Raw genomic sequence first — 24,221 nt, forward strand, 5'->3', positions numbered from 1 at the left:
GCCGACGGCTTCTCCGTGAAGGAGCCCGCCATGTCGATGATTCGTGACCTGCGCGCAGTCGTACGCCCGTCCCTGCGCGGCAAGAACAGCCCGACCGTCTACACCAACTACGACGCCACCCGCGACCACTCCGCCTCCAGCGCGGTCGTCGACTGCGCGGTCTACCGCGACGGCCGCCGTATGAAGGAGTGCGCCACCCCGCACGAGGCGATGGTCCGCGTACGGGAGTCCGGCGGCTTCGCGTGGATCGGCCTGCACGAGCCGACCGAGGCCGAATTCGCCGGTATCGCGGCCGAGTTCGGGCTGCACCCGCTCGCCGTCGAGGACGCGGTGCATGCCCATCAGCGGCCGAAGCTGGAGCGCTACGACGACACCCTCTTCACCGTCTTCAAGACGATCCACTACGTGGACCACGCCGAACTGACCTCGACCAGCGAGGTCGTGGAGACCGGCGAGGTCATGTGCTTCACCGGCCGGGACTTCGTGATCACTGTCCGGCACGGCGGCAAAGGGTCGCTGCGGACGCTGCGCCACCGGCTCCAGGACGACCCGGAGCTCCTCGCCAAGGGCCCGTCCGCCGTGCTGCACTCCATCGCCGACCATGTCGTCGACGGGTACATCGCGGTCGCGTCCGCCGTCCAGGACGACATCGACGAGGTGGAGATCGATGTGTTCTCGGCCCCCACGAAGGGCAGCCCGCGGGGTGTCGACGCGGGCCGGATCTACCAGCTCAAGCGCGAGGTGCTGGAGTTCAAGCGCGCGGTTGCCCCTCTCCTGCGGCCCATGCAGCAGCTCAGCGAGCGGCCGATGCGGCTGATCGACCCCGACATCCAGAAGTACTTCCGCGACGTCGCGGACCATCTGGCCCGCGTCCACGAGGAGGTCGTCGGCTTCGACGAGCTCCTCAACTCCATCCTCCAGGCGAACCTGGCGCAGGCGACGGTCGCGCAGAACGAGGACATGCGCAAGATCACGTCGTGGGCGGCGATCGTCGCCGTACCGACGATGATCTGCGGCGTCTACGGCATGAACTTCGACTACATGCCCGAGACGCACTGGAAGTACGGCTACGGGATCGTCCTCGGAGGCATCGCACTGGTCTGCCTGGCCATCCACCGGCTGCTCAAGCGGAACGGCTGGCTGTAGCACTCAGTAGGCTGGCCCCCATGTCGCAGACCCCGCTCCTCGACTCGCTCCTCGACCGGGCCCTCGTCGAGGAGGCCACCAAGAAGTCCGGCCTCATCTGGGTGCGGGGCACAGGACCCGCCCGCGCCCTCTGGCACGTCTGGCTCGACGGCGCCGTGCACCTCGTCGGCGACGGCCCGGGTGAACAGCCGTTCCCCGGTCTCGCCGACGGGTCCGCCGCGCAGGTCACCGTACGCAGCAAGGACAAGGGCGGCCTGCTCGTCGCCTGGACCGCCGCCGTACGGGAGCTGACCGCAGGGACCGAGGAGTGGGACGCCGCCGTCGCCGAGCTCAAGGGCAAGCGGCTGAACGCCCCCGACGCCGAGCAGATGACCGACCGGTGGGCCCGCGAGTGCCGGGTACTGCGGCTGACCCCGCAGGGCGGCATCGGCGCGCTCCCCGAGGACTCCCTCGCCGCGGCGCCGCTGCCGACGTGGGCGACCACCCGGCAGCCGGTCCCGGCCGCGCTCCCCAAGCTCCTCTTCCGCCGCAGGAAGAAGCGCTAGTCGCTCGTCCTCGGCAGCTTCCGGCCGTAGTCCACGGTCAGGTCCTTCGGCGGCGGGGTCAGGGGGAAGTCCTTGTCCCAGTCGGCCAGTTGGACCACGCCCGCGCCACCCGCACGGGCCAGTCGCAGCGGGTAGGGCTTCTTCTCCAGGGAGACGTCGAGGGCGCCGCCCTGCCCGTCCTCGCCGCCGACCACCTTGATGGTGCGCAGGCCGGCGATCTTCTCGCGGTCGCCCTTGCCGAGCGTGCCGTTGAGCCCGAGCAGACCGTCGAGGAGGACGTCCTTGTCAGTGAAGCCGCGGAACTGGTCGTACGCGGGGTCGCCCTTGGGCACCTTGACGTACTTGTCCTCCAGCTTGTCGGCGGCGTCCGCGTCCTGCTGCTCGAATCGGGCGCCCGGCTTGGTGGCGTCGTGCCGCCAGAAGTCCGCGCCCGCCTTCATGAAGAGCTCGTCCGCGATGCGCAGCAGCTCGAAGGTGGAGTCCTTGGTGGTGACGGAGCCCGCGCCGCCGTCCTTCTTGAGGCGCATGTTCAGCTTGTACGTGCCGCCCCGGCTGACGAAGGTGCCGGTGAGGCGTACCGCGGTGGCGGCCTTCGCGGTCGTGCGCGCCTTGCCCTCGATCTCGGCGGCGGACAGCTTTCCGACCCCGTTCGTCCCCTCGTCCGGGTCCTCGCCGCACCCCGTGAGACCGGCCGCGAGACCGGCGCACACCGCTCCGGCGAGTACGGCCCTGCGTGCTCGGGCGGCCCGGGGGAATGCGGTCACGGTCGGCACTGCCTCTCCTACGGGGGTCCGGGGTGTCCGGTCGGCAGAGGGCAGCGTACCCGGGTACCCGACGTGGGAAGACAGAGAGCCGTACGGACGGACCGGCGGAGCGTCGTTGATCTCCACGGGCTAGCCTGAAGCCGGTATCCGGCCTATTTACAGACAAGCTTTTCCCCCGGGTCAGCACCACGAGAAGGAGGCAGTCGGGATGGCAGCAGGGGCGCCCCGCGTCTTCGTCTCGCACCTGACGGGCGTGCCCGTCTTCGACCCGAACGGGGACCAGGTCGGGCGGGTCCGCGACCTCGTCGCCATGATGCGGGTCGGCGGCCGGCCCCCACGGCTGCTCGGCCTGGTCGTCGAGGTGGTCAGCCGGCGGCGGATCTTCCTGCCGATGACCCGGGTGACGGGCGTGGAGTCCGGCCAGGTCATCACCACCGGCGTCGTGAACATGCGCCGCTTCGAGCAGCGCCCCACCGAGCGCCTCGTGCTCGGCGAGCTGCTCGACCGGCGGGTGCGGCTGGTGGACGGCGACGAGGAGGTCACCGTCCTCGACGTGGCCATCGCGCAGCTCCCGGCCCGCCGCGACTGGGAGATCGACAAGGTCTTCGTACGGAAGGGGAAGGCCGGCGCGCTGCGCAGGAAGGGGGAGACCCTGACCGTCGAGTGGTCGGCCGTCACCGGGTTCTCGCTGGAGGAGCACGGGCAGGGCGCCGAGAACCTGATCGCCGCGTACGAGCGGCTGCGGCCCACCGACCTCGCCAACGCCCTGCACCACCTGACCCCCAAGCGCCGCGCCGAGGTGGCCACCGCTCTCGACGACGACCGCCTGGCGGACGTGCTCGAAGAGCTCCCCGAGGACGACTCGATCGAGATCCTCGGCAAGCTCAAGGAGGAGCGGGCCGCCGACGTCCTGGAGGCGATGGACCCGGACGACGCCGCCGACCTGCTGTCCGAGCTGCCGGAGGAGGACCAGGAGCGGCTGCTGATGCTGATGCGGCCCGACGACGCCGCGGACGTACGGCGGCTCCTGTCGTACGAGGAGCGGACGGCCGGCGGTCTGATGACGACCGAGCCGATCGTGCTGCGGCCGGACGCGACGGTCGCCGACGCGCTCGCCCGGGTGCGGCAGCAGGACCTCTCCCCCGCGCTGGCGGCGCAGGTGTACGTGTGCCGGCCGCCGGACGAGACGCCGACCGGCAAGTACCTGGGCACGGTGCACTTCCAGCGGCTGCTGCGGGAACCGCCGGGCACCCTGGTCAGTTCGGTCGTGGAGTCCGATCTGCCGCCGCTGTCGCCCGGCACCTCGCTGCCCGCCGTGACCAGCTATCTCGCCGCGTACAACATGGTCGCGGCGCCCGTGGTGGACGAGGGCGGGTCGCTGCTCGGTGCCGTGACCGTCGACGACGTACTGGACCACCTGCTGCCGGACGACTGGCGGGAGACCGAATTCAATCCGGGGGGTGTCGTCGGTGGCCACTGAGCGGGGTGGTGAGGGCAAGGAGCGCGCGCGGTCCGCGGGCGGCGCGAGCACGGTGACGCGCTCCTCACGCGTGCGTCTGGATCAGCCGAAGGCGCCCCGGGGGCGCCTGCTGCCCGAGTGGGATCCGGAGGCCTTCGGACGGTTTTCGGAGAAAATCGCCCGATTCCTGGGGACGGGGCGGTTCATCGTCTGGATGACCGCGGTGATCATCCTCTGGGTGCTGTGGAACATCTTCGCGCCCAAGTCGCTGCGCTTCGACGAATTCCCCTTCATCTTCCTGACCTTGGCGCTCTCGCTCCAGGCCTCGTACGCCGCCCCGCTGATCCTGCTCGCGCAGAACCGGCAGGACGACCGGGACCGGGTCACCCACGAGCAGGACCGCAAGCAGAACGAACGCTCCATCGCCGACACCGAATACCTCACACGAGAGATCGCGGCGCTGCGGATGGGCCTCGGCGAGGTCGCCACCCGCGACTGGATCCGCTCCGAACTCCAGGACCTGGTCAAGGAGTTGGAGGACCGGCGGGCCGTATTCCCGCCGGAGCCCTCGAACGGGAGTGACGAAGCCGACCGTTGACCGCCCTTCCCGGTCGCCCGCCGTGCCGCCGTAGTATCGGAAGTATGGCTACGGAAGACGCGGTGCGCGAAGCACTGGCGACGGTGAACGACCCCGAGATCCACCGACCGATCACAGAGCTCGGAATGGTCAAATCGGTTGAGATCGGGGCGGACGGCACAGTTGCCGTCGCGGTCTATCTGACCGTCTCCGGCTGCCCGATGCGGGAAACGATCACCAACAACGTGCGCGAGGCGGTCGAGCGCGTCGAGGGCGTCACCCACGTCACCGTCGAGCTCGACGTGATGAGCGACGAGCAGCGCAAGGAGCTCGCGGGCGCCCTGCGCGGCGGCACGGCCGAGCGCGAGGTCCCCTTCGCCCAGCCGGGCTCGCTGACCAGGGTGTACGCGGTGGCGTCCGGCAAGGGCGGCGTCGGCAAGTCCTCGGTGACGGTGAACCTGGCCGCGGCGATGGCGGCGGACGGCCTGAAGGTCGGCGTCGTCGACGCGGACATCTACGGCCACAGCGTGCCCCGCATGCTGGGCGTGGCGGGCAAGCCCACCCAGGTCGAGAACATGATCATGCCGCCGTCGGCGCACGGCGTGAAGGTCATCTCCATCGGCATGTTCACGCCGGGCAACGCCCCTGTCGTGTGGCGCGGCCCGATGCTGCACCGCGCGCTCCAGCAGTTCCTCGCGGACGTGTACTGGGGCGACCTGGACGTCCTCCTCCTGGACCTGCCGCCAGGCACGGGCGACATCGCGATCTCGGTCGCACAGCTGGTCCCGAACGCCGAGATCCTCGTCGTCACCACCCCGCAGCAGGCCGCCGCCGAGGTCGCCGAGCGGGCCGGCTCCATCGCCGTGCAGACGCACCAGAAGATCGTCGGCGTCGTCGAGAACATGTCGGGCATGCCGTGCCCGCACTGCGACGAGATCGTCGACGTCTTCGGTTCGGGCGGCGGCGAGCGCGTCGCCGAGGGACTCACCAAGACGACCGGCGCGACCGTGCCGGTCCTGGGCACCATCCCCATCGACGTACGGCTGCGGGAGGGCGGCGACGACGGGCGTCCCGTCGTGCTGACCGACCCCGAGTCCCCCGCCGGGTCCGCGCTGCGGGCGATCGCCGGGAAGCTGGGCGGCCGGGCGCGCGGGCTGTCCGGGATGTCGCTGGGAATCACGCCGCGCAACAAGTTCTGAGGTTCCGAGAGCGTATGAAGTAAGGGGCGGCCTCCCGGAGGCCGCCCCTTACTTCATGTCGACTTACTTCATGTCGACTTCAATGTCGCGCCTGCTTACGCGTCGTACGTGGTGACGTCCTTGACCACCGAGAAGCCCAGGCCGTACGCGCTCATGCCGCGCCCGTACGCCCCCAGGTGCACACCCGCCGTGGTGGATCCGGCGAGCACCCAGCCGTACTCGGACTCGCGGTAGTGGAACGGGGTCGGCACGCCGTCGACCGGCAGCGAGAGCGCCGACCAGTCGGGGCCGTCCAGGTCGTCGGCCAGCTCGAAGGACACCTCGGTCTGCTGGTCCAGCCAGTTGTCCCGCATCGAGTGGTCGAGCTGCGCGGGCCAGGTCTGCGACAGCAGCCCGGAACCGGCCAGCCAGGCGGCGGAGGACACCGAGGTGGCCTCCAGCGTGCCCGTGCCGTCGCCGCTGCGGCGCACCGGGGAGGCGGCGACGGTCACGACGACCGCGAAGCGCTCCTTGTCCGTGCCGTCGTCGCCCGCGCCGGCTCGTATCGTCGGCTCGTCGCCGTGGCCCATCGCACCGTGCTGCACGGTGCCGTCGGCGGCCGTGCCGACCTGCATCAGCCAGCGCGGCCCAGTGAAGGCCTCGTCCAGTCCGTACCAGGGGAACGGGGCGCGCAGATAGCCGTCGACCGTACGCCGGGCTGCCGGCACCCCTTCCGCGGTGGACCCACCGGGCGCACCGGAATTCCCTTGCGCCCCTACCCGACTCGTCGTCTCCATCTGCCCGGCCGCCTCCTCGATCGTCAGCGCCCGGCGCGGCCCGCCCCCCTCGGGCGTCCTGCAAGCCGGACAGATGGAGGATAGCCAACACCCGCCCGAGCAAGCCTCATGACGCCCCCGCAGCCCCCTTGGGCAGTGGGGCCGGTGGTCGTCGTGCGGGCGCGTCGTGGCTGGTCGCGCAGTTCCCCGCGCCCCTAAAAGCCTGGCCCCGCCCGTCCAAGCCCCCTTGGGCAGCGGGGCCCCCGGGGCTAGTGGGGCCGGTGGTCGTTGTGCGGGCGCGTCGTGGCTGGTCGCGCAGTTCCCCGCGCCCCTGAAAGCCTGGCCCCGCCCGCACACCCTCAGGTCGCGTCAGGATCAAACGCGGGCCGCTCCTCCTTACGGAGGTTCGCCGGCGCCGGCGCCGGCACAGACGCGTCGTCCTTGCTGAGATTCGCACGGGCCCCCGTGCCGGCCCCCGTGGACTCCGGAGCGTCCGAAGGCGTACGGGCCGCAGGCCGGGCCCGCCCGTTCACCACGTCCGTGACCTCGTTGAGCTCACTTCGCAGGTCGAAGCTCTCCCGGATCTCCTTGAGCCCGAGATCGTCCCCACCGTGTTCCGCCAACTGCTTGCGGACGAAGTTCTTCGGGTTGAGGTCCTCGAACTCGAAGTCCTTGAACTCCGGGCCCAGCTCGCTGCGGATGTCATTCTTCGCACTGTCCGAGAACTCACGGACCTTGCGGATGAAGCGCGTGGCGTCCTGGATCAGCTTCGGCAGTTTGTCCGGGCCGAAGACGAGCACCGCGAGGACCGCGAGCGTCAGCAGCTCAAGTCCGCCTATGTCAGTGAACACCTTGCAGCTCCTTGGATTCTCCGGGCTCGTTCCACGGTACCCGCCCCAGCTGTCCGGACGGTACCTTCAGGTGACAGCCATCTGCCGTCCGTGAGACGTCCCGCCGTCACCCGGGCGGGCCGACCCGTAACGCCGGGGTACGCCGGCCCGGTCAGGAGTCCCCGGCCGTACCGAGCTTGAGGGTCACCTTCTGCTCCTTGCCGGCGCGCCGCAGGGTCAGCTCCAGCAGCTCACCCGGACGGCGCGAGCGGATCTTGACGATCAGCTCCTCACCGCTGTGCACCCGCTCGCCGTTGATCCTGGTGATGACGTCGCCCGGCTTGATACCGGCCTTGGCGCCGGGGCCGCCGGGGGTGACCGCCGGGGTGCTGTCCGTGCCCTTGGCGCCGACCTGCGCGCCGTCGCCCGTGAACTTCATGTCGAGCGAGACGCCGATCACGGGGTGGGTGGCCTTCCCGGTGTTGATCAGCTCCTCCGCGACGCGCTTGGCCTGGTTGATGGGGATCGCGAAGCCGAGGCCGATGCTGCCGCCCTGGCCGCCGTCGAGCCCGGAGCCGCTGTCGGGGCCGCGGATGGCGCTGTTGATGCCGATGACGTGGGCCTGCTGGTCGACCAGGGGGCCGCCGGAGTTGCCCGGGTTGATCGGGGCGTCGGTCTGCAGCGCGTCCACGTAACTGATGTCGCTGCCGTCGCCCTTCTCGCCGCCCGCGGTGATGGGCCGCTGCTTGGCGCTGATGATGCCGGCCGTCACGGTGTTCTGGAGGTCGAAGGGGGCGCCGATCGCCACCACCGGGTCGCCGACCCGGACGTTGTCGGAGTTGCCGAGCGGCAGCGGCTTCATGCCGGAGACGCCGACGACCTTCACGACGGCGAGGTCGTACCCGCTGTCCTTGCCGACGAGCGTGGCCCTGGCCGTCTCGCCGCTGCTGAAGGTGAGGGAGATGGTGCCGGAGGTGCCTGCCGGTTCCACCACGTGGTTGTTGGTGAGGATGTGGCCCTTGTCGTCGAGGACGAACCCGGTGCCGGTGCCCTTGGCGCTTTTGCCGCTGACGTGGAAGGTGACGACGCTGGGCAGGGCGCTGGCGGCGATGCCCGCGACGGTGTCGGGGGCGCGGTCCCGGGGGGCCTTGTCGGCCTGCGGGAGCCGGACGGAGCCGCCGGTGATCCCGTTGTTCCGCTCGATGTACGCGCCGACGCCGCCGCCGACTCCCCCGGCCAGCAGTGCGATCACCAGCGCGCCGACGAACAGACCGCCGCGCCGCCGCTTCTTCTGCGGCGCCGCGTCCGGGTACACCAGCGGCTGCTGCGGGGCCGCGCTCCAGGGGTCGTACTGCAGCCACTGCGAGGGCGGGTACTGCTGCTGCCCCTGCGAAGGGTGGGGCTGCGGCGGCTGCCCCTGCGGAGCGTGCGGCAGGGGCTGTACCTGGGGCAGGGGCTGAAGGTGCGGCTGGGCCGGCAGCTGCGGCTGCTGCGGTGGGGCCGGTGGGGCCGGTGGCTGCGGTGCACCGAACTGCGGTGGTACGTGCGTGCCCTGGGCCGGAGTCGGCATCTGCACCGGCGGCGCGGGCGCCCACGGACCGGGCCCGCCGTAGGGCGGTGTGCCGTACGGGTCGGGGTCGTGCAGGGGCTGCGGACGCCCCTGGCCGGGTGCGTCGGCGGAAGGGCAGGGCACGTCGGTACGAGGACCACCCGTCCCGTCCTCGGTAGGAGAACCGCCCGTCCCGCCCGCCGGAACGGGCGGCCCGCTACGGGGGTCGGACGTCTCGGCGCCCCGAAGGGTCCCCGGCACCGCGTCGTGCGGCTCGGCCGCGGGGTCCGTCACACGCGCTGCGGCCGTACCTGTCTCTGTCTCTGTCTCGGTTTCTGCCACTGCCGGTGCGTCCGCAGGTTCGGCCGGGGCCGGGTCCGTTACGGCCCCCGGCCTCCCCGATGCAGGACGGCTCCACCACTTCGCCCGCGGTCCGGCGGGCTTGCCCTCGTCCATGCTCTCCCCGCAACTGCCCTGGCCCGTACCGAATCCGCACAGAAACCCGCACAGAGATCCGGAACGCGACCCGTTTCCGCGCCCACTGGCGGGCACCCCTTCCCTGGATTCAACCAGGTTTGCGAGTGCTCGCGCAGAGTACGGGACGCGGAGTACGGGTCAGCGGGCGCGGGAAACCGAGAGTTCGGACGCGGACGGTGCGGCCGGCCGGTCGGAGGCCGGTGGATTCGACGTGGGCGGTGCCGTCGGCACCGGGGCTATCAGCGGGGACGCGTCCGAACTGTCCAGCAGGGACGCCGGGAAGACCCGCGAGCTGTCCTGCCGCCCGTGCCCCGGGCCCGGGATCCGGCCCCAGCCCTGCCCCTGTCCGTACCCCTGCCCATGCCCATGCCCCTGCCCGTGCCTCTGTTCCTGCCCCCGTCTCTGGGCGAGTGCGAGTGCGAGTGGATACTCCGTCAGTCCCGTGCTGTACGGAACGGGCGGTGCGGAGGCCGTGCCCGCGCGGTCGGTGGCGGCGGAGAGCCTGGTCGTACCGCCGCTCGGAGCGGTCGTGCCCGTGCCGACGCTGCCGGCGCCGCCCTGCCGGCGGCTGCTGTCCGTACCGCCCGCCGGGGTCGCGGCCCTGGTCGGGACGAGCCCGCCCGCCCGCTCGCCCCTGGCCGTGGGGTTGTTCGTCGTCTCCGCCGGGAGGGCCCCGCCCAGGGCGATCGCGGCCAGTGAGACGGCGCTCGCCGCGGCGAAGGCGAACCTGCGCGGCCTGCGCGCACCCGTGCGCTCGGTCTCCGGCCGGCCGACCTCATGGATCCGGAAGCCCGGGTCACGGGAGGCGTCGGGAAGCACTCCCGGGTGGGCTCCGCCCGGCTCGTACCCGATCCGGCCGCCGAACCTCAGGTCGTCGCCGGCCCGGAAGGCCCCGAAGGAACCCTCCCCGAATCTTCTGCGGCCCGGTGGCTCGCCGTCACCCGGCCCGTCCCCGTCGGCACTGCCCCCGGGCAGGCCCTGGAGGCGTGCCAGGAACCCCTCGGAGGGGCCGGGGGGCGCGGAGTGCGCGAAGACGTCCTTGAGCCTGCGCTGGGCGTCGGCCTCGGCCTTGCACTTGGCGCAGGTAGCCAAATGGGCCAGGACGCGCTCGCGCGAGTCGTGGCCCAGTTCGCCGTCCACCAGGGCGGCGAGCCGGTCCCCGAGGTGCTGTTCCGCCGGGGTGGGTCGTGATCCGCTCACCCGAGTCCGCCCTCTCCGGCCGCTGTGGGAACGATCGGCACGCCCGCGCCCACCGAAGCCATCGCGCGCTGCTCGGCGCGGGCCTGGGGGGAACGGTGCTTCAGCGCCTTGCGCAGGTGCGAACGGCCGCGGTGGATGCGGCTGCGCACGGTCCCGAGCTTGACGCCGAGCGTGGCGGCGATCTCCTCGTACGAAAGGCCCTCGATGTCGCACAGCACGACGGCGGCACGGAACTCGGGCGCGAGGGTGTCCAGCGCCTGCTGGACGTCCGCGTCGAAGTGGGTGTCCTGGAACGCCTGCTGGGGCGACGGGTCGCGGCTGGGCAGCCGCTCGGCCGCGTCGTCGCCGAGCGAGTCGAAACGGATGCGCTGCTTGCGGCGCACCATGTCCAGGAAGAGGTTGGTCGTGATCCGGTGCAGCCAGCCCTCGAAGGTGCCGGGCGTGTACGTCGACAGCGAGCGGAAGACCCGGACGAAAACTTCCTGGGTCAGGTCCTCGGCGTCGTGCTGATTGCCCGTCAGGCGGTACGCCAGGCGGTAGACGCGGGTACTGTGCGTGCTGACGATCTCCTCCCAGGTGGGAGGCGTCCACGTGTCCTCCGCGTCCGAGAAGTCAGCGAAGGTCGCCGTGGTGGCGGAGGTGGAACGGTCAGCGGTGTCGGTCACGGATTTCGGCTCGCCCGCAGACCTGAGAAAGCGCCGGAGCACTCCTCCCCGATCACCGGCCGCAGCCGCACCTCCCCTGTCGGCTCTGGTGGTGTCCAGTGGAGCCCCTACCATAACCACCTCGCCCGTTAGCTCCGGATAAGAGTCTTTGCGTGAATTTTGGGCCCGTTGCCGGCCCCGGTCCCCGTGATCCATCGGTCCCCCCTGTCCCTTCACAACGACCGGTCCCATCTGCGAGTTCCCGACGTCAGCGGATACAGTCACCGTTGCGCCAACTACGGGGACAGGAGAGGGTCATTACCGCCAACCGGCAGACGAGCTGGGCGTTCGCCGACGCCTACGTCGCCGAGGACGACACTCTGCACTGGGCCCGTGACCGGGCCCGGGACGCGGGCGTGCCCTCGGTGTCCCCGGGCACCGGCGCCGCGCTGCGGCTGCTGGCCGGGGCGGCGGACGCCAAAGCCGTCGCCGAGATCGGTACGGGCACGGGCGTGTCCGGCATATACCTGCTGCACGGCATGCGGCCGGACGGCGTGCTGACCACCGTCGATCTGGAGCCCGAGCGGCAGACCTTCGCCCGTCAGGCGTTCCGCTCGGCGGGCTTCGCGGGGAACCGGGCCCGCTTCATTCCGGGCCGCGCCCTGGACGTACTCCCCCGCCTCGCGGACGGCGGCTACGACCTCGTCTTCTGCGACGGCGACCGGCTGGAGTCCCTGGACTACCTCGCTGAATCGTTGCGTCTGCTGCGACCGGGCGGCCTGGTCTGCTTCGAGGGAGTCTTCGCGGACGGCCGCACCGTCGACTCCGCCGCCCAGCCCGCCGAGGTGCTGCGCCTGCGCGAACTGCTGCGCACGGTACGGGAGTCGACGGAGCTGGTGTCCTCGCTGCTGCCGGTGGGCGACGGACTGCTGTGCGCGGTGCGAAAGGGCTGAGCGCCCGGCGGACGGAGTCGGCCCGTGCGGAGCCCCTCGTGACGCACCTCCCGTACGCACCTCCCGTACGCACTGCTCGTACGAAGCCGACCCGCGCGGAAAACGCCACTGCCCCGGTTCACGCTTGCGCGTGGCCGGGGCAGTGGAGAGTTAAGAGCGCTATCCGCCTTCAGGCGTTAGCCGACGACCTTCTTCAGGGCGTCGCCGAGTGCATCGGCCTCGTCCGGAGTCAGCTCGACGACAAGTCGACCGCCGCCTTCGAGCGGAACGCGCATGACGATGCCCCGCCCCTCCTTGGTCACCTCGAGCGGGCCGTCGCCCGTCCGCGGCTTCATGGCCGCCATGCTCGTTCCCCTTCCTGAAACCAGCTCACGCAGCCGACAACCCAGGTGTCACCGGCATCGAACACACTGCTTCCAGGCCATTATCCCGCATGGCAGGACCCAATGACCAACATCAGTTGGCATCGCTTGCGCAACGCGCAGCCCCAAAACCACTCAATTCGGCGATCCAGCTGCGATACTTCGCCGCTCTGCACCGCCTCCGGACGTCCTTTTGTTTGACGCAGGTCACATGCGCGGGGTCCCCGATCTCCGCCATGCTGGCCTGTGCATGCCCATTTTTCGCATCTGGAGGGGACCGACGATGTCCGACACCGTGCTCTACGAGGTGACCGACGCTCTCGCGACGATCACGATCAACCGTCCCGATGCCATGAACGCGATGAACACCGACGCCAAGGTCGCGCTGCGGGAAGCGGTGCAGGCAGCGGCGGCGGATTCGGGCGTACGGGCCGTACTGCTGACGGCGACGGGCCGGGCGTTCTGCGTCGGCCAGGACCTCAAGGAGCATGTCTCCTCGCTCACCGCGGACCGGGCCGCAGGCACCGGCAACACGATGAGCACCGTGCGGGAGCACTACAACCCGATCCTGCGGGCGCTGACCGAGATGCCGAAGCCGGTCGTCGCCGGGGTCAACGGGGTCGCCGCGGGGGCGGGCCTCGGTTTCGCGCTCGCCGCCGACTACCGGATCGTCGCGGACTCCGCCACCTTCACCACGTCCTTCGCCGGGGTCGCCCTCACCGCCGACTCGGGCGTGTCCTGGACGCTGCCGCGGCTGATCGGCCACGGCCGGGCCGCCGACCTGCTGCTCTTCCCCCGCTCGGTCTCCGCGCAGGAGGCCCTGGAACTGGGCATGGTCAACCGGGTCGTACCGCCCGCCGCGCTGGCCGCCGAGGCCACGGCCGTGGCGCGGGCACTCGCGGAGGGTCCGACGGTGGCGTACTCCGCGCTGAAGGCGTCCCTGGCGTACGGATCCGACCACAGCCTGGCCGAGACGCTGGAGAAGGAGGACCGACTGCAGACCCTGGCGGGCGCGTCGGAGGACCACGCGATCGCGGTGCAGGCGTTCATCGACAAGGCGAAGCCGAAGTACTTGGGCCGCTGAGCCAGTTCTCTCCCTGCGGCAGGGCCCGGATCTCTACCTGCGGCAGTTCCCGGATCCGCGGTTACGTGCGGCCGCCCCGGGCGACGCAGTCCACGAGGTGGTCGTCGACCAGTCCGCAGGCCTGCATCAGGGCGTACGCGGTGGTGGGGCCGATGAAGCGGATGCCGCGCTTCTTGAGGTCCTTGGCGAGGGCCGTCGACTCCGGGGTCACCGCGGGTACGTCCGCGAGCTTGCGGGGCGCCGGGCGGTCCGCGGGGTCCGGGGCGTACGACCAGACGAGACGGTCCAGTTCGCCCTCGTCCCACTGGCTGAGGACCCGTGCGTTGGCCAGGGTGGCCTCGATCTTGGCGCGGTTGCGGATGATGCCGGGGTCGGCGAGGAGGCGGGCCGCGTCGGCGTCGGTGAAGCCCGCGACCCGGTCGATCGCGAAGCCGGCGAAGGCGGTGCGGAAGCCCTCGCGGCGGCGCAGGATCGTCAGCCAGGACAGCCCCGACTGGAACGCCTCCAGGCACAGCCGCTCGTACAGCGCGTCGTCGCCGTGGACCGGACGGCCCCACTCCGTGTCGTGGTACGCGGTGTAGTCCTCGGTGGCGAGCCCCCAGGGGCAGCGGAGGGCCCCGTCGGGGCCGGGCGAGGAGCCGGTGGCGGCGGTCACGACTGCGGCTCCCCGGGGGCGGAGGGGCGGGTGCCGGCCTCGGGCGCCCGCTCGGCCGCCGGGGCGGGCGCGGGTGCGTCCTCCGGGGCGGGCGCGGGGTCCCCGGCCGGGGTGGGCCCGGCCGGCTTCATGAAGAGGTCCGGGCCGCCGACCGTCGTCGCCTGGGCGCCCGCGAGGGCCGCTTCCAGCTCGGCGATACGGGCGTCCCGCTCGGCCAGTTCGGCGCCGACGCGGCCCAGGACGTCGTCGACGTCCGCCATCCGGTACCCCCGGGGCGCCAGCGGCAGCCGCAGCGCCTCGATGTCCGCGCGGCCGATCGGACGGGTCAGCGGCAGCGGGTCCACCAGGTGGTCGGGCCCGGCCTCCGGAAGAGGACCCTCGTCACCGCCGCCGACGACTGCGAGCGTCACGGCCGCCACGACCACGACCATCGCCAAGAGCAAGAACCAGAACACCAGCGTCTCCCCGGGGCCTACGGAAACCTTCCGGCCCTGATCGTGCCATGCGGGTGTGACAGTCAACGACGTGGTCGACGATGGAGAGCGGATCAGCGAGCGGCGGGAGCCTGCTCGCTGTCGTCGACCACGGCGTAGGGTCGCAGACGGCCTGTCGAGGTCGTCGGGGGTCCGTGACGAGGAGGAATCTGCAGATGCTGCGGCTGGGACGGCGCGTTTTCGAGACGCACGAGCCGGTGATCATGGCGATCGTGAACCGCACCCCGGACTCCTTCTACGACCAGGGGGCGACCTTCCGCGACGAGCCCGCGCTGGCCCGCGTGGAGCAGGCGGTGTCGGAGGGTGCTGCCATCATCGACATCGGCGGGGTCAAGGCCGGCCCCGGCGAGGAGGTGACGGCCGAGGAGGAGGCACGGCGCACGGTCGGCTTCGTGGCCGAGGTGCGGCGCAGGCACCCGGACGTCGTCATCAGCGTGGACACCTGGCGGCACGAGGTCGGCGAAGCGGTCTGCGAGGTGGGCGCGGACCTGCTCAACGACGCGTGGGGCGGGGTCGATCCGTTGCTGGCGGAGGTCGCGGCGCGGTACGACGTGGGGCTGGTGTGTACGCACGCGGGGGGTGCGCAGCCGCGTACCCGGCCGCACCGGATCGAGTACGAGGACGTCATGGCGGACATCCTCGACGTCACGGTGGGACTGGCCGAGCGGGCCGTCGCGCTCGGGGTGCGGCGGGACGCGGTCATGATCGACCCGGGCCACGACTTCGGGAAGAACACGCGGCACAGTCTGGAGGCGACGCGGCGGCTCGGGGAGATGGCGGCGACGGGGTGGCCGGTCTTGGTCTCCTTGTCCAACAAGGACTTCGTCGGGGAGACGCTGGACCGGCCGGTCAAGGAACGGGTGATCGGGACGCTGGCGACGACGGCGGTTTCGGCGTGGCTGGGGGCGCAGGTGTACCGGGTGCATGAGGTGGCGGAGACGCGGCAGGTGCTGGACATGGTGGCGTCGATCGCGGGGCGGCGGGCGCCGGCGGTGGCGAGGCGGGGGCTGGCTTAGGGGGCGGGGCGGCGGCGAGGGCGGGCGGAGGGGGCGGCGTTCAGGGACGCGGGGAACTGCGCGACCAGCCACGACGCACCCACACGACGCCCCCCGGCTCCTACTTGCCCGTTTCCTTGGTTACCAGGGCCACCGCTTCCTCCACGTCGTCCGTGACGTGGAAGAGGAGGAGGTCCCGTTCCGAGGCCTTGCCCTGGGCGATGACCGTGTTGCGGAGCCAGTCCACCAGGCCGCCCCAGTACTCCGTACCGAAGAGGACGATCGGGAAGCGGGTCACTTTCTGGGTCTGGACCAGGGTCAGCGCCTCGAAGAGTTCGTCGAGGGTGCCGAAGCCGCCGGGGAGGACCACGAAGCCTTCCGCGTACTTCACGAACATCGTCTTGCGGACGAAGAAGTAGCGGAAGTTGACCCCGATGTCGACGTGCGGGTTGAGCCCCTGCTCGAAGGGCAGCTCGATGCCGAGGCCGACGGAGACGCCGTTGGCCTCCCGGGCACCCTTGTTCGCGGCCTCCATCGCGCCGGGGCCGCCGCCCGTGATCACCGCGAAGCCCGCCTCGACGAGCGCGCGTCCGATCCGTACGCCCGCGTCGTAGTCCGGCGAGCCGGCCGGTGTGCGCGCCGAGCCGAACACGCTGATCGCGCTGGGGAGTTCGGCCAGCGCGCCGAAGCCCTCCACGAACTCCGACTGGATGCGCATGACCCGCCACGGGTCGGTGTGCACCCACTCCGAGTCGCCCTCCGTGTCCAGCAGACGCTGGTCGGTGGTGCCGGGCTGGATCTGTTCCCGGCGGCGCAGGACCGGACCGAGCCGCTGCTCTTCGGGCGTCCGTCCCTCTTCAGGATGCGTCATGCCGTGCTCCCTTCGCTGCCGTACGTTGTCCGGTCAGAGTAGGTCCCATGAAGTGACGAACGGTGAAATTCAGGCTGTCAGCCAGGCACGGAGTCGTTCCTCCGTGTGGTGGATCTTGTCCACCTCGACGTGCTCGTCGCGCTTGTGGGCGAACAGCGGGTCGCCGGGGCCGTAGTTGACCGCCGGGACGCCGAGCGCGCTGAAGCGGGCGACGTCCGTCCAGCCGAACTTCGGCTTGGCGATGCCGCCGACGGCCGCCATGAAGGTGGCCGCGGCCGGGTGCGACAGACCCGGCATGGCCGCGCCGGAGTGGTCGTCGATGACGAACTCCGCGATGTCGCAGTCGGCGAATACCTCGCGGACGTGTGCGATCGCTTCGGCCTCCGAACGGTCGGGCGCGTAGCGGAAGTTGACCGTCACCTGGGCGGCGTCCGGGATGACGTTGTTGGCGACGCCGCCCTCGATGCGCACCGCGTTGAGCCCCTCGCGGAACTCCAGGCCGTCGATGACCGGACGACGGGGTTCGTACGCGGCGAGCGCGGCCAGGATCGGGGCCGTCTTGTGGATCGCGTTGGAGCCCATCCAGCTGCGCGCGGAGTGGGCGCGCTCGCCGGTCGTACGGAGGTGGACGCGCAGGGTGCCCTGGCAGCCGCCCTCGACCTCGGCGTACGTGCCTTCGAGGAGGACCGCGAAGTCGCCCTCCAGCCAGTCGGGGTGGGCCTCGGCGACGTGCCGGAGTCCGTTGAGGTGGGCGGCGACCTCCTCGTTGTCGTAGAAGACGAAGGTGAGGTCGCGGTTGGACTCGGTGACGGTGGCGGCGATGCGCAGCTGCACCGCGACGCCGGACTTCATGTCGGTGGTGCCGCAGCCCCACAGGACGCCGTTCTCGTCGAGGCGCGAGGGGACGTTGTCGGCGATCGGGACGGTGTCGATGTGCCCGGCGAGGATCACGCGCTCGGAGCGGCCCAGGTTCGTACGGGCGACGACGTTGTTGCCGTGGCGGTCGACGGTGAGGTGCGGGAGGGTCCGCAGCGCCTCCTCGATGGCGTCGGCAAGCGGCTTCTCGTTGCCACTCTCGGAACGGAAGTCGACGAGCCAGGCGGTGAGGGCTGCGGCATCGAGGCTGAGGTCGAGCGGTGCGTCGTTCATGCGTCCGACCCTAATGCGCCCAGGTGGGCAGGCCGGGCGGGGAGACCGGGGTGGGGAGGCCGGGTGGTGAGACCGGGGTGGGGAGGCCGGGTGGCGGACCGGGTGCGGAAACCGGACGGGAGACCAGGCAGGCGGATCCGGCAGGGAGACCGCCGGGGGGAGGCCGGCGGGGGAGACCGGGCGGGCGGACCGGGTACGGAGACCGGCAGGGAGACCAGGCAGGCGGATCCGGCAGGGAGGCCGGCGGGGGGAGACCGGGCGGGCGGACCGGGTGGAGAGACCGGGCAGGCGGACCGAGTACGGAGACCGGCAGGGCGGACCGGGTGCGGAGATCGGCAGGGAGACCAGGCAGGCGGATCCGGCAGGCGGGTCCGGCGGGAGGAGGCCGGCGGCGGGAGGCCGGGTGGGCGGGCTGGTGGGTGGGGCTCAAGTACCTTGGCCCTGTGTCCCAGCTCCCCCTTCTCTCCTCCCTCCACGGTCGTACCCTCCGCCTCGTCATCGGCGCCGTCGTACTGCTCGCGCTGGCCGGATATGTGGCGGTGCAGTACTTCGCCGGCGGCCAGGCCTCCACCCGTTGCACGGTGCGCGGCGGCGACGGTACGCAGGGGAGCGGCGCCAGATTCGAGCTGACCGCCGAGCAGGCCGTCAACGCCGCGACCATTTCCTCCGTCGGTACGTCGCGGGGCATGCCGGAGCGTGCGGTCACCATCGCCCTGGCGACCGCCCTCCAGGAGTCCGCGCTGCGCAACATCCGGCACGGCGACCGCGATTCGCTCGGTCTGTTCCAGCAGCGTCCTTCGCAGGGCTGGGGCACCGGTGAGCAGATCCTCGACCCCGCGTACTCGGCAGCCCGCTTCTACCAGCACCTCACCGAGGTCCCGGGCTATTCGCGGCTGCCGCTGACGGTGGCCGCGCAGCGGGTGCAGAAGAGCGGTTTCCCGCAGGCGTACGCGAAGCACGAGCCGGACGCGGCGCTGCTCGCGTCGGCGCTCACCGGCCGTACGCCCGCGTCTCTTTCGTGTGAGGCGCGCAGGGGCGGCGACGACGGCAAGCAGGGCGATCCGGCGAAGGTACGGGTGGGCCTGACCGGCGCCTTCGGTGCGGGCGTCCTCGCGCGGACCCGGGCGGCGGGTTCCCCCACGGGCGGCTCCAGCGATGCGCGGACCGTCGTGGTGCCCGTCCCGGGGGCGGGGAGGAGCGACCTCGGGGCCGGTGGCTTCGACACCTTCGCCGACCCCGCCCAGCAGCGGGGCTGGCAGCTGGCGCACTGGGCGATGGCGCACTCCGCCGAACTCCGCATCACCCGCATCACGTACGCGGGCCAGGAGTGGAACACCGGGCAGGCGGCGAAGGGCTGGCAACCCGCCCCTGCGAAGTCCGCCGCCGCGAGCGCCTCCGAGGTCCGGATCAGCACCGCTCCGTAGAGCCAATTCAAAGGGCGCGCACCGGACACTCATCGGGCTCCCACCGGACAACTGGCCGATAACGGGCGGATCACTCCCGGGTCAAGAGCAGATCACCGCTCGAAAACCGGTCGGTCACCCGTCCACCGGGTCCCCCGAAGGGGGATGTCCGGCCCCTTCGGGCGGTCGCGCGGCGACGACCGCTCCCACCTCGGCCGACACCGTTCAATTCCCTTGGGAATCAAGGGAAGCGAGGTATTCGACCGGCTTCCCGATGCTACTTGTTTGCCCGTTTTTATCCTCAAAGGATTATGCGTTGCATTGCGAACTCTTTACCTTGTCGCACCGCAACCTCCCCCGCCCTCCGAGCGGTTGTCATGGCGTCCGATCGCTGGACAGACAGCGTCTCAGCAACGTCTTCTTCCGCTAAGGAGCACCATGTCCCTCCCCCTGGCTCGTCGGATTGCCCGTGCCGCCCTGCTCGGCGCCGCAGGCGCGGTTTCCGTGGTCGGTGCGGCCGGTGCCGCCAGTGCGGCCGACCTTCCCGCGGCCCCGAACCTCGGTGGCCTGACCGCACTGGACGGCGCCGGTCTCGGTGAGACCGTCGACGGTGCGTCGCAGAAGGCTTCCAACACGGCGGGCGACACCGGCAGCACTGCCGTCAAGAAGGCCGTCCCGGCCGCCGGCAAGACCGTTGGCAAGGCCGGCAAGACCGCCACCCCCGCCGCCCAGAAGGCCGCCGGTGACGTCGCGGGCAGCGCCGGTGAGGTCCTCGGCGGCACCGCCAAGTCCGCCACCGAAGGTGGCCTGCCCACCAGCGGCCTGCCCACCGACAGCCTCCCGACCGGCGGTGGCCTGCCCGGCGCCGGCAGCCTCGGCGGTCTGCCGATCGGCTAGCCGACCCGCACCACGTATGCGCAGGGGCCCCGGGAGCATGTGCTCCCGGGGCCCCTGCGCATGCGTGCGGGCAAGTGGACTACAGCCGTGCGACCGCCGCCGCCACCCGCTCGTCGGTGGCCGTGAAGGCGACGCGGACGAACTGCTCGCCCGCCACCCCGTAGAAGTCGCCCGGCGCCACCAGGATGCCCAGCGACGCGAGGTGCGCGACCGTCTCCCAGCAGTTCTCGCCGCGGGTGACCCACAGGTAGAGGCTGGCCTCGCTGTGCTCGACGCGGAAGCCGTGCCCGACGAGGGCCTCTCGCAGGGCGGTGCGCCGCGCCGCGTACCTGGCGCGCTGCTCGGCCACGTGCGTGTCGTCGCCGAGGGCTGCGACGGTGGCGGCCTGGACCGGGGCGGCGGTCATCATGCCGCCGTGCTTGCGGATCTGGAGGAGGTCGCCCAGGACCGCCGCGTCACCGGCGGCGAAGGCCGCCCGGTAGCCCGCCAGGTTGGAGCGCTTGGAGAGGGAGTGGACGGCGATGATCCCGTCGTACGTACCGCCGCAGACGTCCTCGTGCAGTACGGAGACCGGCTCGGCCTCCCAGCCCAGCTCCAGGTAGCACTCGTCGGCGACGACCAGCACGCCGTGCTCGCGCGCCCACGCGACGATCCGGGTCAGCTCGTCCTTGCCGAGGACCTTGCCGGTCGGGTTCGAGGGCGAGTTGAGCCAGAGGAGCCTCAGGCGGGCGGGGTCCAGGTCGGTGGTCGGGTCGTCGTAGACGACGGCCTCCGCGCGGGCGAGGCGGGCGCCCACCTCGTACGTCGGGTAGGCGAGGCGCGGGTAGCCGACCTGGTCGCCGGGGCCGAGACCGAGCTGGGTCGGCAGCCAGGCCACCAGCTCCTTGGAGCCGACGACCGGCAGGACGTTGGTGTGCTGGACGTCGCGTGCGCCGAGCCGCCGCTGCACCCACTCCACGAGTGCGTCGCGCAGCGCGACCGTGCCCCACACCGTCGGATAGCCCGGCGAGTCCGCAGCCGCGACGAGGGCCTTCTGGATCAGCTCGGGGACCGGGTCGACGGGGGTGCCGACGGAGAGGTCCACGATGCCGCCGGGGTGGGCGGCCGCCGTCTTCTTGTACGGCTCCAGCTTGTCCCAGGGGAAGGTGGGGAGGCGATCGGTGACAGTGCTCACGAGGCTCTTCGCTCTCTCGTAGGAAAACGCCTCGGTCCCGTACGGCAACGAAAGCCGTACGGGACCGGGGCGATGCTTTTCGGCGTACCGCCTGCTTACTGGTTCTGCGGCGGCAGCGCTGCGATGAAGGCGTGGTCGCGCTCGATCAGACCGAGCTTGGAGGCACCACCGGGCGAGCCGAGCTCGTCGAAGAACTCGACGTTCGCCTTGTAGTAGTCCTTCCACTCCTCCGGGGTGTCGTCCTCGTAGAAGATCGCCTCGACCGGGCAGACCGGCTCACAGGCACCACAGTCGACGCATTCGTCCGGGTGGATGTACAAGGACCGGGAGCCCTCGTAGATGCAGTCGACCGGGCACTCCTCGATGCACGCCTTGTCCTTGACGTCGACACAAGGCTGCGCGATGACGTAGGTCACGCTGTCGTTCCTCCTCGATAGGGCGCGGCGGGCCGAGCTCTCCGGCTCCGTCCACGGGCGCGCGGGAGCGCGGCGTCGTGCGATGCCCGCACCTAGTATCTCCGTTCCCGGGCACGATCCGAACAGGAGGGGTGGAGAGACCTGTGGAATTCACCACCGGCGGACAACTTGAGGTGCGGCTGACACCGGAGGACGTGGGCAAACGGGTATCAGTCCGGCGTCTGACCGGGGACAGTGCACCGGGTGCGCGTTTCGCCGATGTGGTCGGTGTGCTCACATCGTGGGACGGCGGTGTGCTGTCGATCACACGAAGGAGTGGCGAGACGGTACGGGTCGCCGCGTCGTCGCTGGTCGCGGCGAAGGTGGTGCCGGCGGCGCCCGCCAGGCGGCGCGGTCCCGCGGCGAACTTCCCCGAGCTGGCGAAGGTGATGGCGCGGGCCTGGGAACCGGTGGAGAGCGAGCCGCTCGGCGAGTGGACGCTGCGGGCGGCAGACGGGTTCACGCGACGGGCCAACTCTGTTCTGCCGCTGGGGAGTCCCGGACTGCCGCTGGACGAGGCACTGTCGTACGTACGGAAGTGGTACGCGGACCGGGGTCTGCCGCCGTACGTCCAGGTGTCGACCGGCGCCGAGGGCACCCAGGAGGTGCTCGGCGCCGAACTCGCCTGTCGCGGCTGGGAGTTGGAGGTGTCCGCCGAGGTACGGATCGGGGCGCTGGCCCCGGTCGGCGACCTGGACGCGGGCGGGGCGGGCGGCGCGGACGTACGGCTCGCGCGGTCGGCGGACACGGCGTGGATGTCGCGGTACCAGCGCTTCGAGGCGCCCGGGGCGCATGTGGTGAAGGTGCTGGAGAGCGGGCCCTCGGTGTGGTTCGCGACGGTGCCGGGCGAGGACGGCGGGAAGCCGGCCGCGATCGGGCGGTGCGTGGTGGACGGGCGGTGGGCCGGTTTCGCGGCGGTCGAGGTGGATCCGGCGCACCGGCGGCGCGGGCTGGCGACGGCCGTGATGGCCGCACTGGCACGCAGGGCGCTCGACGAGGGCGCGTCGGCGGCGTGGCTCCAGGTGGAGGCCGACAACGAGGGGGCCCGTGGGCTCTACGACGGGATGGGTTTCACGACCCACCACAGCTATCACCACTACCGGTCCGCGCGGACACAATCCGCCTAGGACCTGTCCGGCGGATCAGGCCGCATGGACGCATCCGCACAGACGCGTCCGCCCAGACACAGAGCGGGTACGAAGCTGATATGAGCGAATCCTCCATGGGTCCCGAACTCCCCGACTGGCGGCAGCAGTTCGCCGAGGAGGCGCGGGCCGAGCAGCCCGACCTGGCGATGTTGTGCCTGCTGATCGGGGCGGTGGCCGACCCCGGTCTCGGGCAGGCCGGTCTCGACGAGGCCCAGATCGAACTCGACCGACTGGCCGGGCTGTTGCCGTTCCGGCCCGTCGGCCCCCGGTCGTGGGCGCTTGCACTGTCCGAACTCCTGGGCGGGCACTGCGGGTTCGAGGGTGCGCCGGGCGACTACCAGCGGCTGGAGTCCTCGTTGCTGCCGGAGGTGCTGCTCCGCCGGCGGGGGCTGCCGATCCTGCTGTCGGTGGTGTGGCTGGAGGTCGCGCGGCGGGCCGGAGCGCCGGTGTACGGGGTGGCGCTGCCGGGGCACTTCGTCGTGGGGTTCGGGCGGCCGGGCGGGGGCCCAGAGGAGCAGGTGCTGGCCGATCCGTTCGACGGGGGGCGGCTGCTGACCGGGGCGGACGCGGAGGTGCTGGTGGCCGGGGCCACCGGGGAGCCGCTCGATCCGGCGATGCTGCGTGCTGCGGATCCGCTCGACATCGTGCTGCGGATCCTCAACAACATCCGGGCGTGGGCGGCGGCGCGCCCCGAGCGCAGCGACGTACAGCTGTGGGCGGTGGAACTGTCGCTCCTGCTGCCCGTCCATCCGGCCAGGCTTCGTTACGAGCGCGCCCAACTGCTCGTACAGCGGGGGGACTTCGCGGGTGGCGCGGCGGAGATGGAGGGGTACGCGGACGTGGTGGAGACGGTCGAGCCCGCGACCGCGGAGACGATCAGAGGGCGGGCCAGGGCTGCACGGGCCCGCCTCAACTGATCCCCCGGGACTGACTGGTTACCACTTCGCCCCGGCGATCTGGCGGGTGGTGGCGTTGATGCGGTTGAAGAAGTTCGTCAGGCCGATCCACAGGGTGAGCCCGGCGAGCTGCTTCTCGTCGTAGTGCTTGGCGGCCTCGTTCCAGACGTCGTCCGGCACCGGGTCGCTGCGGTCGGCGAGGCGGGTGGCGCACTCGGCGAGGGCGAGGGCGGCGCGCTCGGCGTCGGTGAAGTACGGGGCCTCGCGCCAGACGGCGACGGAGTCGAGGCGCTCGTCGCTCTCACCGGCCTTGCGGGCGTTGGCCGTGCCCATGACGACGCAGACGCTGCAGCCGTTGATCTGGCTGACGCGCAGGTGCACGAGCTCCAGCGTCGGCTCGGGCACGTTGCCCTTCTTCGCCACCTCGGCGAGACCCAGGATGGCGGGCAGGGCGCCGGGGATGAGGGTGGCGGGGTTGGCGATACGGGCTTCCATGGCGGGCTCCTTCAGCGGTGGAGCGCTGCGTTGCGCTCACATCCC

Annotated in this window: 26 protein-coding genes; 12 read left to right on the forward strand and 14 right to left on the reverse strand. The window is 71.5% G+C overall.

The genetic code is table 11. The features are described from left to right. The first annotated feature begins 30 nt into the window (after window positions 1–30). Together AB0D18_RS17835 and AB0D18_RS17840 are read left to right on the forward strand one after the other, a co-directional pair. Entirely contained in the window at window positions 31–1,146 is a 1,116-nt protein-coding gene (locus tag AB0D18_RS17835) for a magnesium and cobalt transport protein CorA (RefSeq protein WP_362418678.1), read from the forward strand. 20 nt (window positions 1,147–1,166) lie between these two features. Continuing rightward, window positions 1,167–1,691 carry a hypothetical protein gene (locus AB0D18_RS17840; protein ID WP_362418681.1) on the forward strand — a complete coding sequence of 175 codons (525 nt, stop codon included), beginning with the start codon at window positions 1,167–1,169 and terminating at the stop codon, window positions 1,689–1,691. On the opposite strand, the gene AB0D18_RS17845 is transcribed toward AB0D18_RS17840, so the two are convergent. Beyond that, window positions 1,688–2,455 (reverse strand): hypothetical protein, encoded by a 768-nt coding sequence (locus AB0D18_RS17845; protein ID WP_362418684.1) that lies wholly within the window; start codon window positions 2,453–2,455, stop codon window positions 1,688–1,690. The genes AB0D18_RS17840 and AB0D18_RS17845 overlap by 4 nt on opposite strands. A gap of 208 nt (window positions 2,456–2,663) precedes the next feature. On the opposite strand from AB0D18_RS17845, the gene AB0D18_RS17850 reads away from it, so the two are divergent. The 3 genes from AB0D18_RS17850 to AB0D18_RS17860 are packed head-to-tail and all read left to right on the forward strand — an operon-like array spanning window position 2,664 to window position 5,690. Then, window positions 2,664–3,935, forward strand: coding sequence for a CBS domain-containing protein (locus tag AB0D18_RS17850; RefSeq protein ID WP_362418687.1), 1,272 nt, complete (start codon window positions 2,664–2,666; stop codon window positions 3,933–3,935). Beyond that, the gene (locus AB0D18_RS17855; RefSeq protein ID WP_362418690.1) at window positions 3,925–4,512 is read left to right on the forward strand and encodes a DUF1003 domain-containing protein; all 588 of its coding nucleotides are present in this window, start codon (window positions 3,925–3,927) and stop codon (window positions 4,510–4,512) included. Before AB0D18_RS17850 ends, AB0D18_RS17855 begins: the two co-directional genes overlap by 11 nt. Window positions 4,513–4,556: 44 nt before the next feature. After that, entirely contained in the window at window positions 4,557–5,690 is a 1,134-nt protein-coding gene (locus tag AB0D18_RS17860) for an Mrp/NBP35 family ATP-binding protein (RefSeq protein WP_362418693.1), read from the forward strand. A gap of 95 nt (window positions 5,691–5,785) precedes the next feature. On the opposite strand, the gene AB0D18_RS17865 is transcribed toward AB0D18_RS17860, so the two are convergent. The 5 genes from AB0D18_RS17865 to sigE all read right to left on the reverse strand — a co-directional run bounded on the left by AB0D18_RS17865 (window position 5,786) and on the right by sigE (window position 11,280). Continuing rightward, a complete protein-coding gene (locus AB0D18_RS17865) occupies window positions 5,786–6,466 on the reverse strand; it encodes a hypothetical protein (RefSeq protein WP_362418696.1) in 681 nt (226 codons plus the stop codon). A gap of 338 nt (window positions 6,467–6,804) precedes the next feature. Then, entirely contained in the window at window positions 6,805–7,296 is a 492-nt protein-coding gene (locus AB0D18_RS17870; RefSeq protein ID WP_362418699.1) for a sec-independent translocase, read from the reverse strand. Window positions 7,297–7,447: 151 nt separating this feature from the next. After that, entirely contained in the window at window positions 7,448–9,280 is a 1,833-nt protein-coding gene (locus AB0D18_RS17875; RefSeq protein ID WP_362418702.1) for a trypsin-like peptidase domain-containing protein, read from the reverse strand. A 159-nt stretch (window positions 9,281–9,439) separates the two neighbouring features. Next, window positions 9,440–10,501 carry a zf-HC2 domain-containing protein gene (locus AB0D18_RS17880; RefSeq protein ID WP_362418704.1) on the reverse strand — a complete coding sequence of 354 codons (1,062 nt, stop codon included), beginning with the start codon at window positions 10,499–10,501 and terminating at the stop codon, window positions 9,440–9,442. Further along, window positions 10,498–11,280: an RNA polymerase sigma factor SigE gene (gene sigE / locus AB0D18_RS17885; protein WP_362418707.1), complete on the reverse strand. Its 783-nt coding sequence runs from the start codon at window positions 11,278–11,280 to the stop codon at window positions 10,498–10,500. The genes AB0D18_RS17880 and sigE overlap by 4 nt, the downstream gene beginning before the upstream one ends. Before the next feature lie 152 nt (window positions 11,281–11,432). Here sigE and AB0D18_RS17890 point away from each other — a divergent pair, with 152 nt between their 5' ends. Then, window positions 11,433–12,098: an O-methyltransferase gene (locus tag AB0D18_RS17890; RefSeq protein ID WP_362418710.1), complete on the forward strand. Its 666-nt coding sequence runs from the start codon at window positions 11,433–11,435 to the stop codon at window positions 12,096–12,098. Window positions 12,099–12,274: 176 nt separating this feature from the next. Here the strand turns inward: AB0D18_RS17890 and AB0D18_RS17895 are convergent, their stop codons facing one another. Then, a complete protein-coding gene (locus tag AB0D18_RS17895; RefSeq protein ID WP_003966491.1) occupies window positions 12,275–12,442 on the reverse strand; it encodes a DUF3117 domain-containing protein in 168 nt (55 codons plus the stop codon). Window positions 12,443–12,743: 301 nt separating this feature from the next. On the opposite strand from AB0D18_RS17895, the gene AB0D18_RS17900 reads away from it, so the two are divergent. Then, window positions 12,744–13,544, forward strand: a complete 801-nt coding sequence (locus tag AB0D18_RS17900) for an enoyl-CoA hydratase-related protein (protein WP_362418713.1) — start codon at window positions 12,744–12,746, stop codon at window positions 13,542–13,544. A 61-nt stretch (window positions 13,545–13,605) separates the two neighbouring features. Here AB0D18_RS17900 and AB0D18_RS17905 read toward each other — a convergent pair whose 3' ends face one another. Beyond that, window positions 13,606–14,199, reverse strand: a complete 594-nt coding sequence (locus tag AB0D18_RS17905; RefSeq protein ID WP_362418716.1) for a DNA-3-methyladenine glycosylase I — start codon at window positions 14,197–14,199, stop codon at window positions 13,606–13,608. After that, on the reverse strand, window positions 14,196–14,654 hold the full coding sequence (locus AB0D18_RS17910; protein WP_362418719.1) for a DivIVA domain-containing protein: 459 nt from the start codon (window positions 14,652–14,654) through the stop codon (window positions 14,196–14,198). Before AB0D18_RS17910 ends, AB0D18_RS17905 begins: the two co-directional genes overlap by 4 nt. 194 nt (window positions 14,655–14,848) lie before the next feature. Between AB0D18_RS17910 and folP the strand changes: the two genes are divergently transcribed. Beyond that, the gene (gene folP, locus AB0D18_RS17915) at window positions 14,849–15,709 is read left to right on the forward strand and encodes a dihydropteroate synthase (RefSeq protein WP_362418923.1); all 861 of its coding nucleotides are present in this window, start codon (window positions 14,849–14,851) and stop codon (window positions 15,707–15,709) included. A gap of 100 nt (window positions 15,710–15,809) precedes the next feature. On the opposite strand, the gene AB0D18_RS17920 is transcribed toward folP, so the two are convergent. Both AB0D18_RS17920 and dapE read right to left on the reverse strand, forming a co-directional pair. Further along, window positions 15,810–16,559: a TIGR00730 family Rossman fold protein gene (locus AB0D18_RS17920; protein ID WP_362418722.1), complete on the reverse strand. Its 750-nt coding sequence runs from the start codon at window positions 16,557–16,559 to the stop codon at window positions 15,810–15,812. Window positions 16,560–16,628: 69 nt separating this feature from the next. Then, on the reverse strand, window positions 16,629–17,708 hold the full coding sequence (dapE, locus tag AB0D18_RS17925; protein WP_362418725.1) for a succinyl-diaminopimelate desuccinylase: 1,080 nt from the start codon (window positions 17,706–17,708) through the stop codon (window positions 16,629–16,631). A gap of 497 nt (window positions 17,709–18,205) precedes the next feature. Here dapE and AB0D18_RS17930 point away from each other — a divergent pair, with 497 nt between their 5' ends. Both AB0D18_RS17930 and AB0D18_RS17935 read left to right on the forward strand, forming a co-directional pair. Continuing rightward, a complete protein-coding gene (locus AB0D18_RS17930) occupies window positions 18,206–19,132 on the forward strand; it encodes a heavy metal transporter (protein ID WP_362418926.1) in 927 nt (308 codons plus the stop codon). Between the two features lie 417 nt (window positions 19,133–19,549). Then, on the forward strand, window positions 19,550–20,008 hold the full coding sequence (locus AB0D18_RS17935; RefSeq protein WP_362418727.1) for an ATP-binding protein: 459 nt from the start codon (window positions 19,550–19,552) through the stop codon (window positions 20,006–20,008). A 79-nt stretch (window positions 20,009–20,087) separates the two neighbouring features. Here AB0D18_RS17935 and dapC read toward each other — a convergent pair whose 3' ends face one another. Beyond that, window positions 20,088–21,182 (reverse strand): succinyldiaminopimelate transaminase, encoded by a 1,095-nt coding sequence (gene dapC / locus AB0D18_RS17940; RefSeq protein ID WP_362418730.1) that lies wholly within the window; start codon window positions 21,180–21,182, stop codon window positions 20,088–20,090. Between the two features lie 95 nt (window positions 21,183–21,277). Continuing rightward, window positions 21,278–21,598 (reverse strand): ferredoxin, encoded by a 321-nt coding sequence (gene fdxA, locus AB0D18_RS17945; protein WP_030573070.1) that lies wholly within the window; start codon window positions 21,596–21,598, stop codon window positions 21,278–21,280. Window positions 21,599–21,741: 143 nt separating this feature from the next. On the opposite strand from fdxA, the gene AB0D18_RS17950 reads away from it, so the two are divergent. Together AB0D18_RS17950 and AB0D18_RS17955 are read left to right on the forward strand one after the other, a co-directional pair. After that, window positions 21,742–22,764, forward strand: a complete 1,023-nt coding sequence (locus AB0D18_RS17950) for a GNAT family N-acetyltransferase (RefSeq protein WP_362418733.1) — start codon at window positions 21,742–21,744, stop codon at window positions 22,762–22,764. Window positions 22,765–22,844: 80 nt separating this feature from the next. Further along, window positions 22,845–23,702 carry a transglutaminase-like domain-containing protein gene (locus AB0D18_RS17955; protein WP_362418735.1) on the forward strand — a complete coding sequence of 286 codons (858 nt, stop codon included), beginning with the start codon at window positions 22,845–22,847 and terminating at the stop codon, window positions 23,700–23,702. Between the two features lie 18 nt (window positions 23,703–23,720). On the opposite strand, the gene AB0D18_RS17960 is transcribed toward AB0D18_RS17955, so the two are convergent. Continuing rightward, the gene (locus AB0D18_RS17960; RefSeq protein ID WP_362418738.1) at window positions 23,721–24,176 is read right to left on the reverse strand and encodes a carboxymuconolactone decarboxylase family protein; all 456 of its coding nucleotides are present in this window, start codon (window positions 24,174–24,176) and stop codon (window positions 23,721–23,723) included. Window positions 24,177–24,221: the final 45 nt, after the last annotated feature.

Source organism: Streptomyces sp. NPDC048442, assembly GCF_040651475.1.
Classification (GTDB): Bacteria; Actinomycetota; Actinomycetes; order Streptomycetales; family Streptomycetaceae; genus Streptomyces.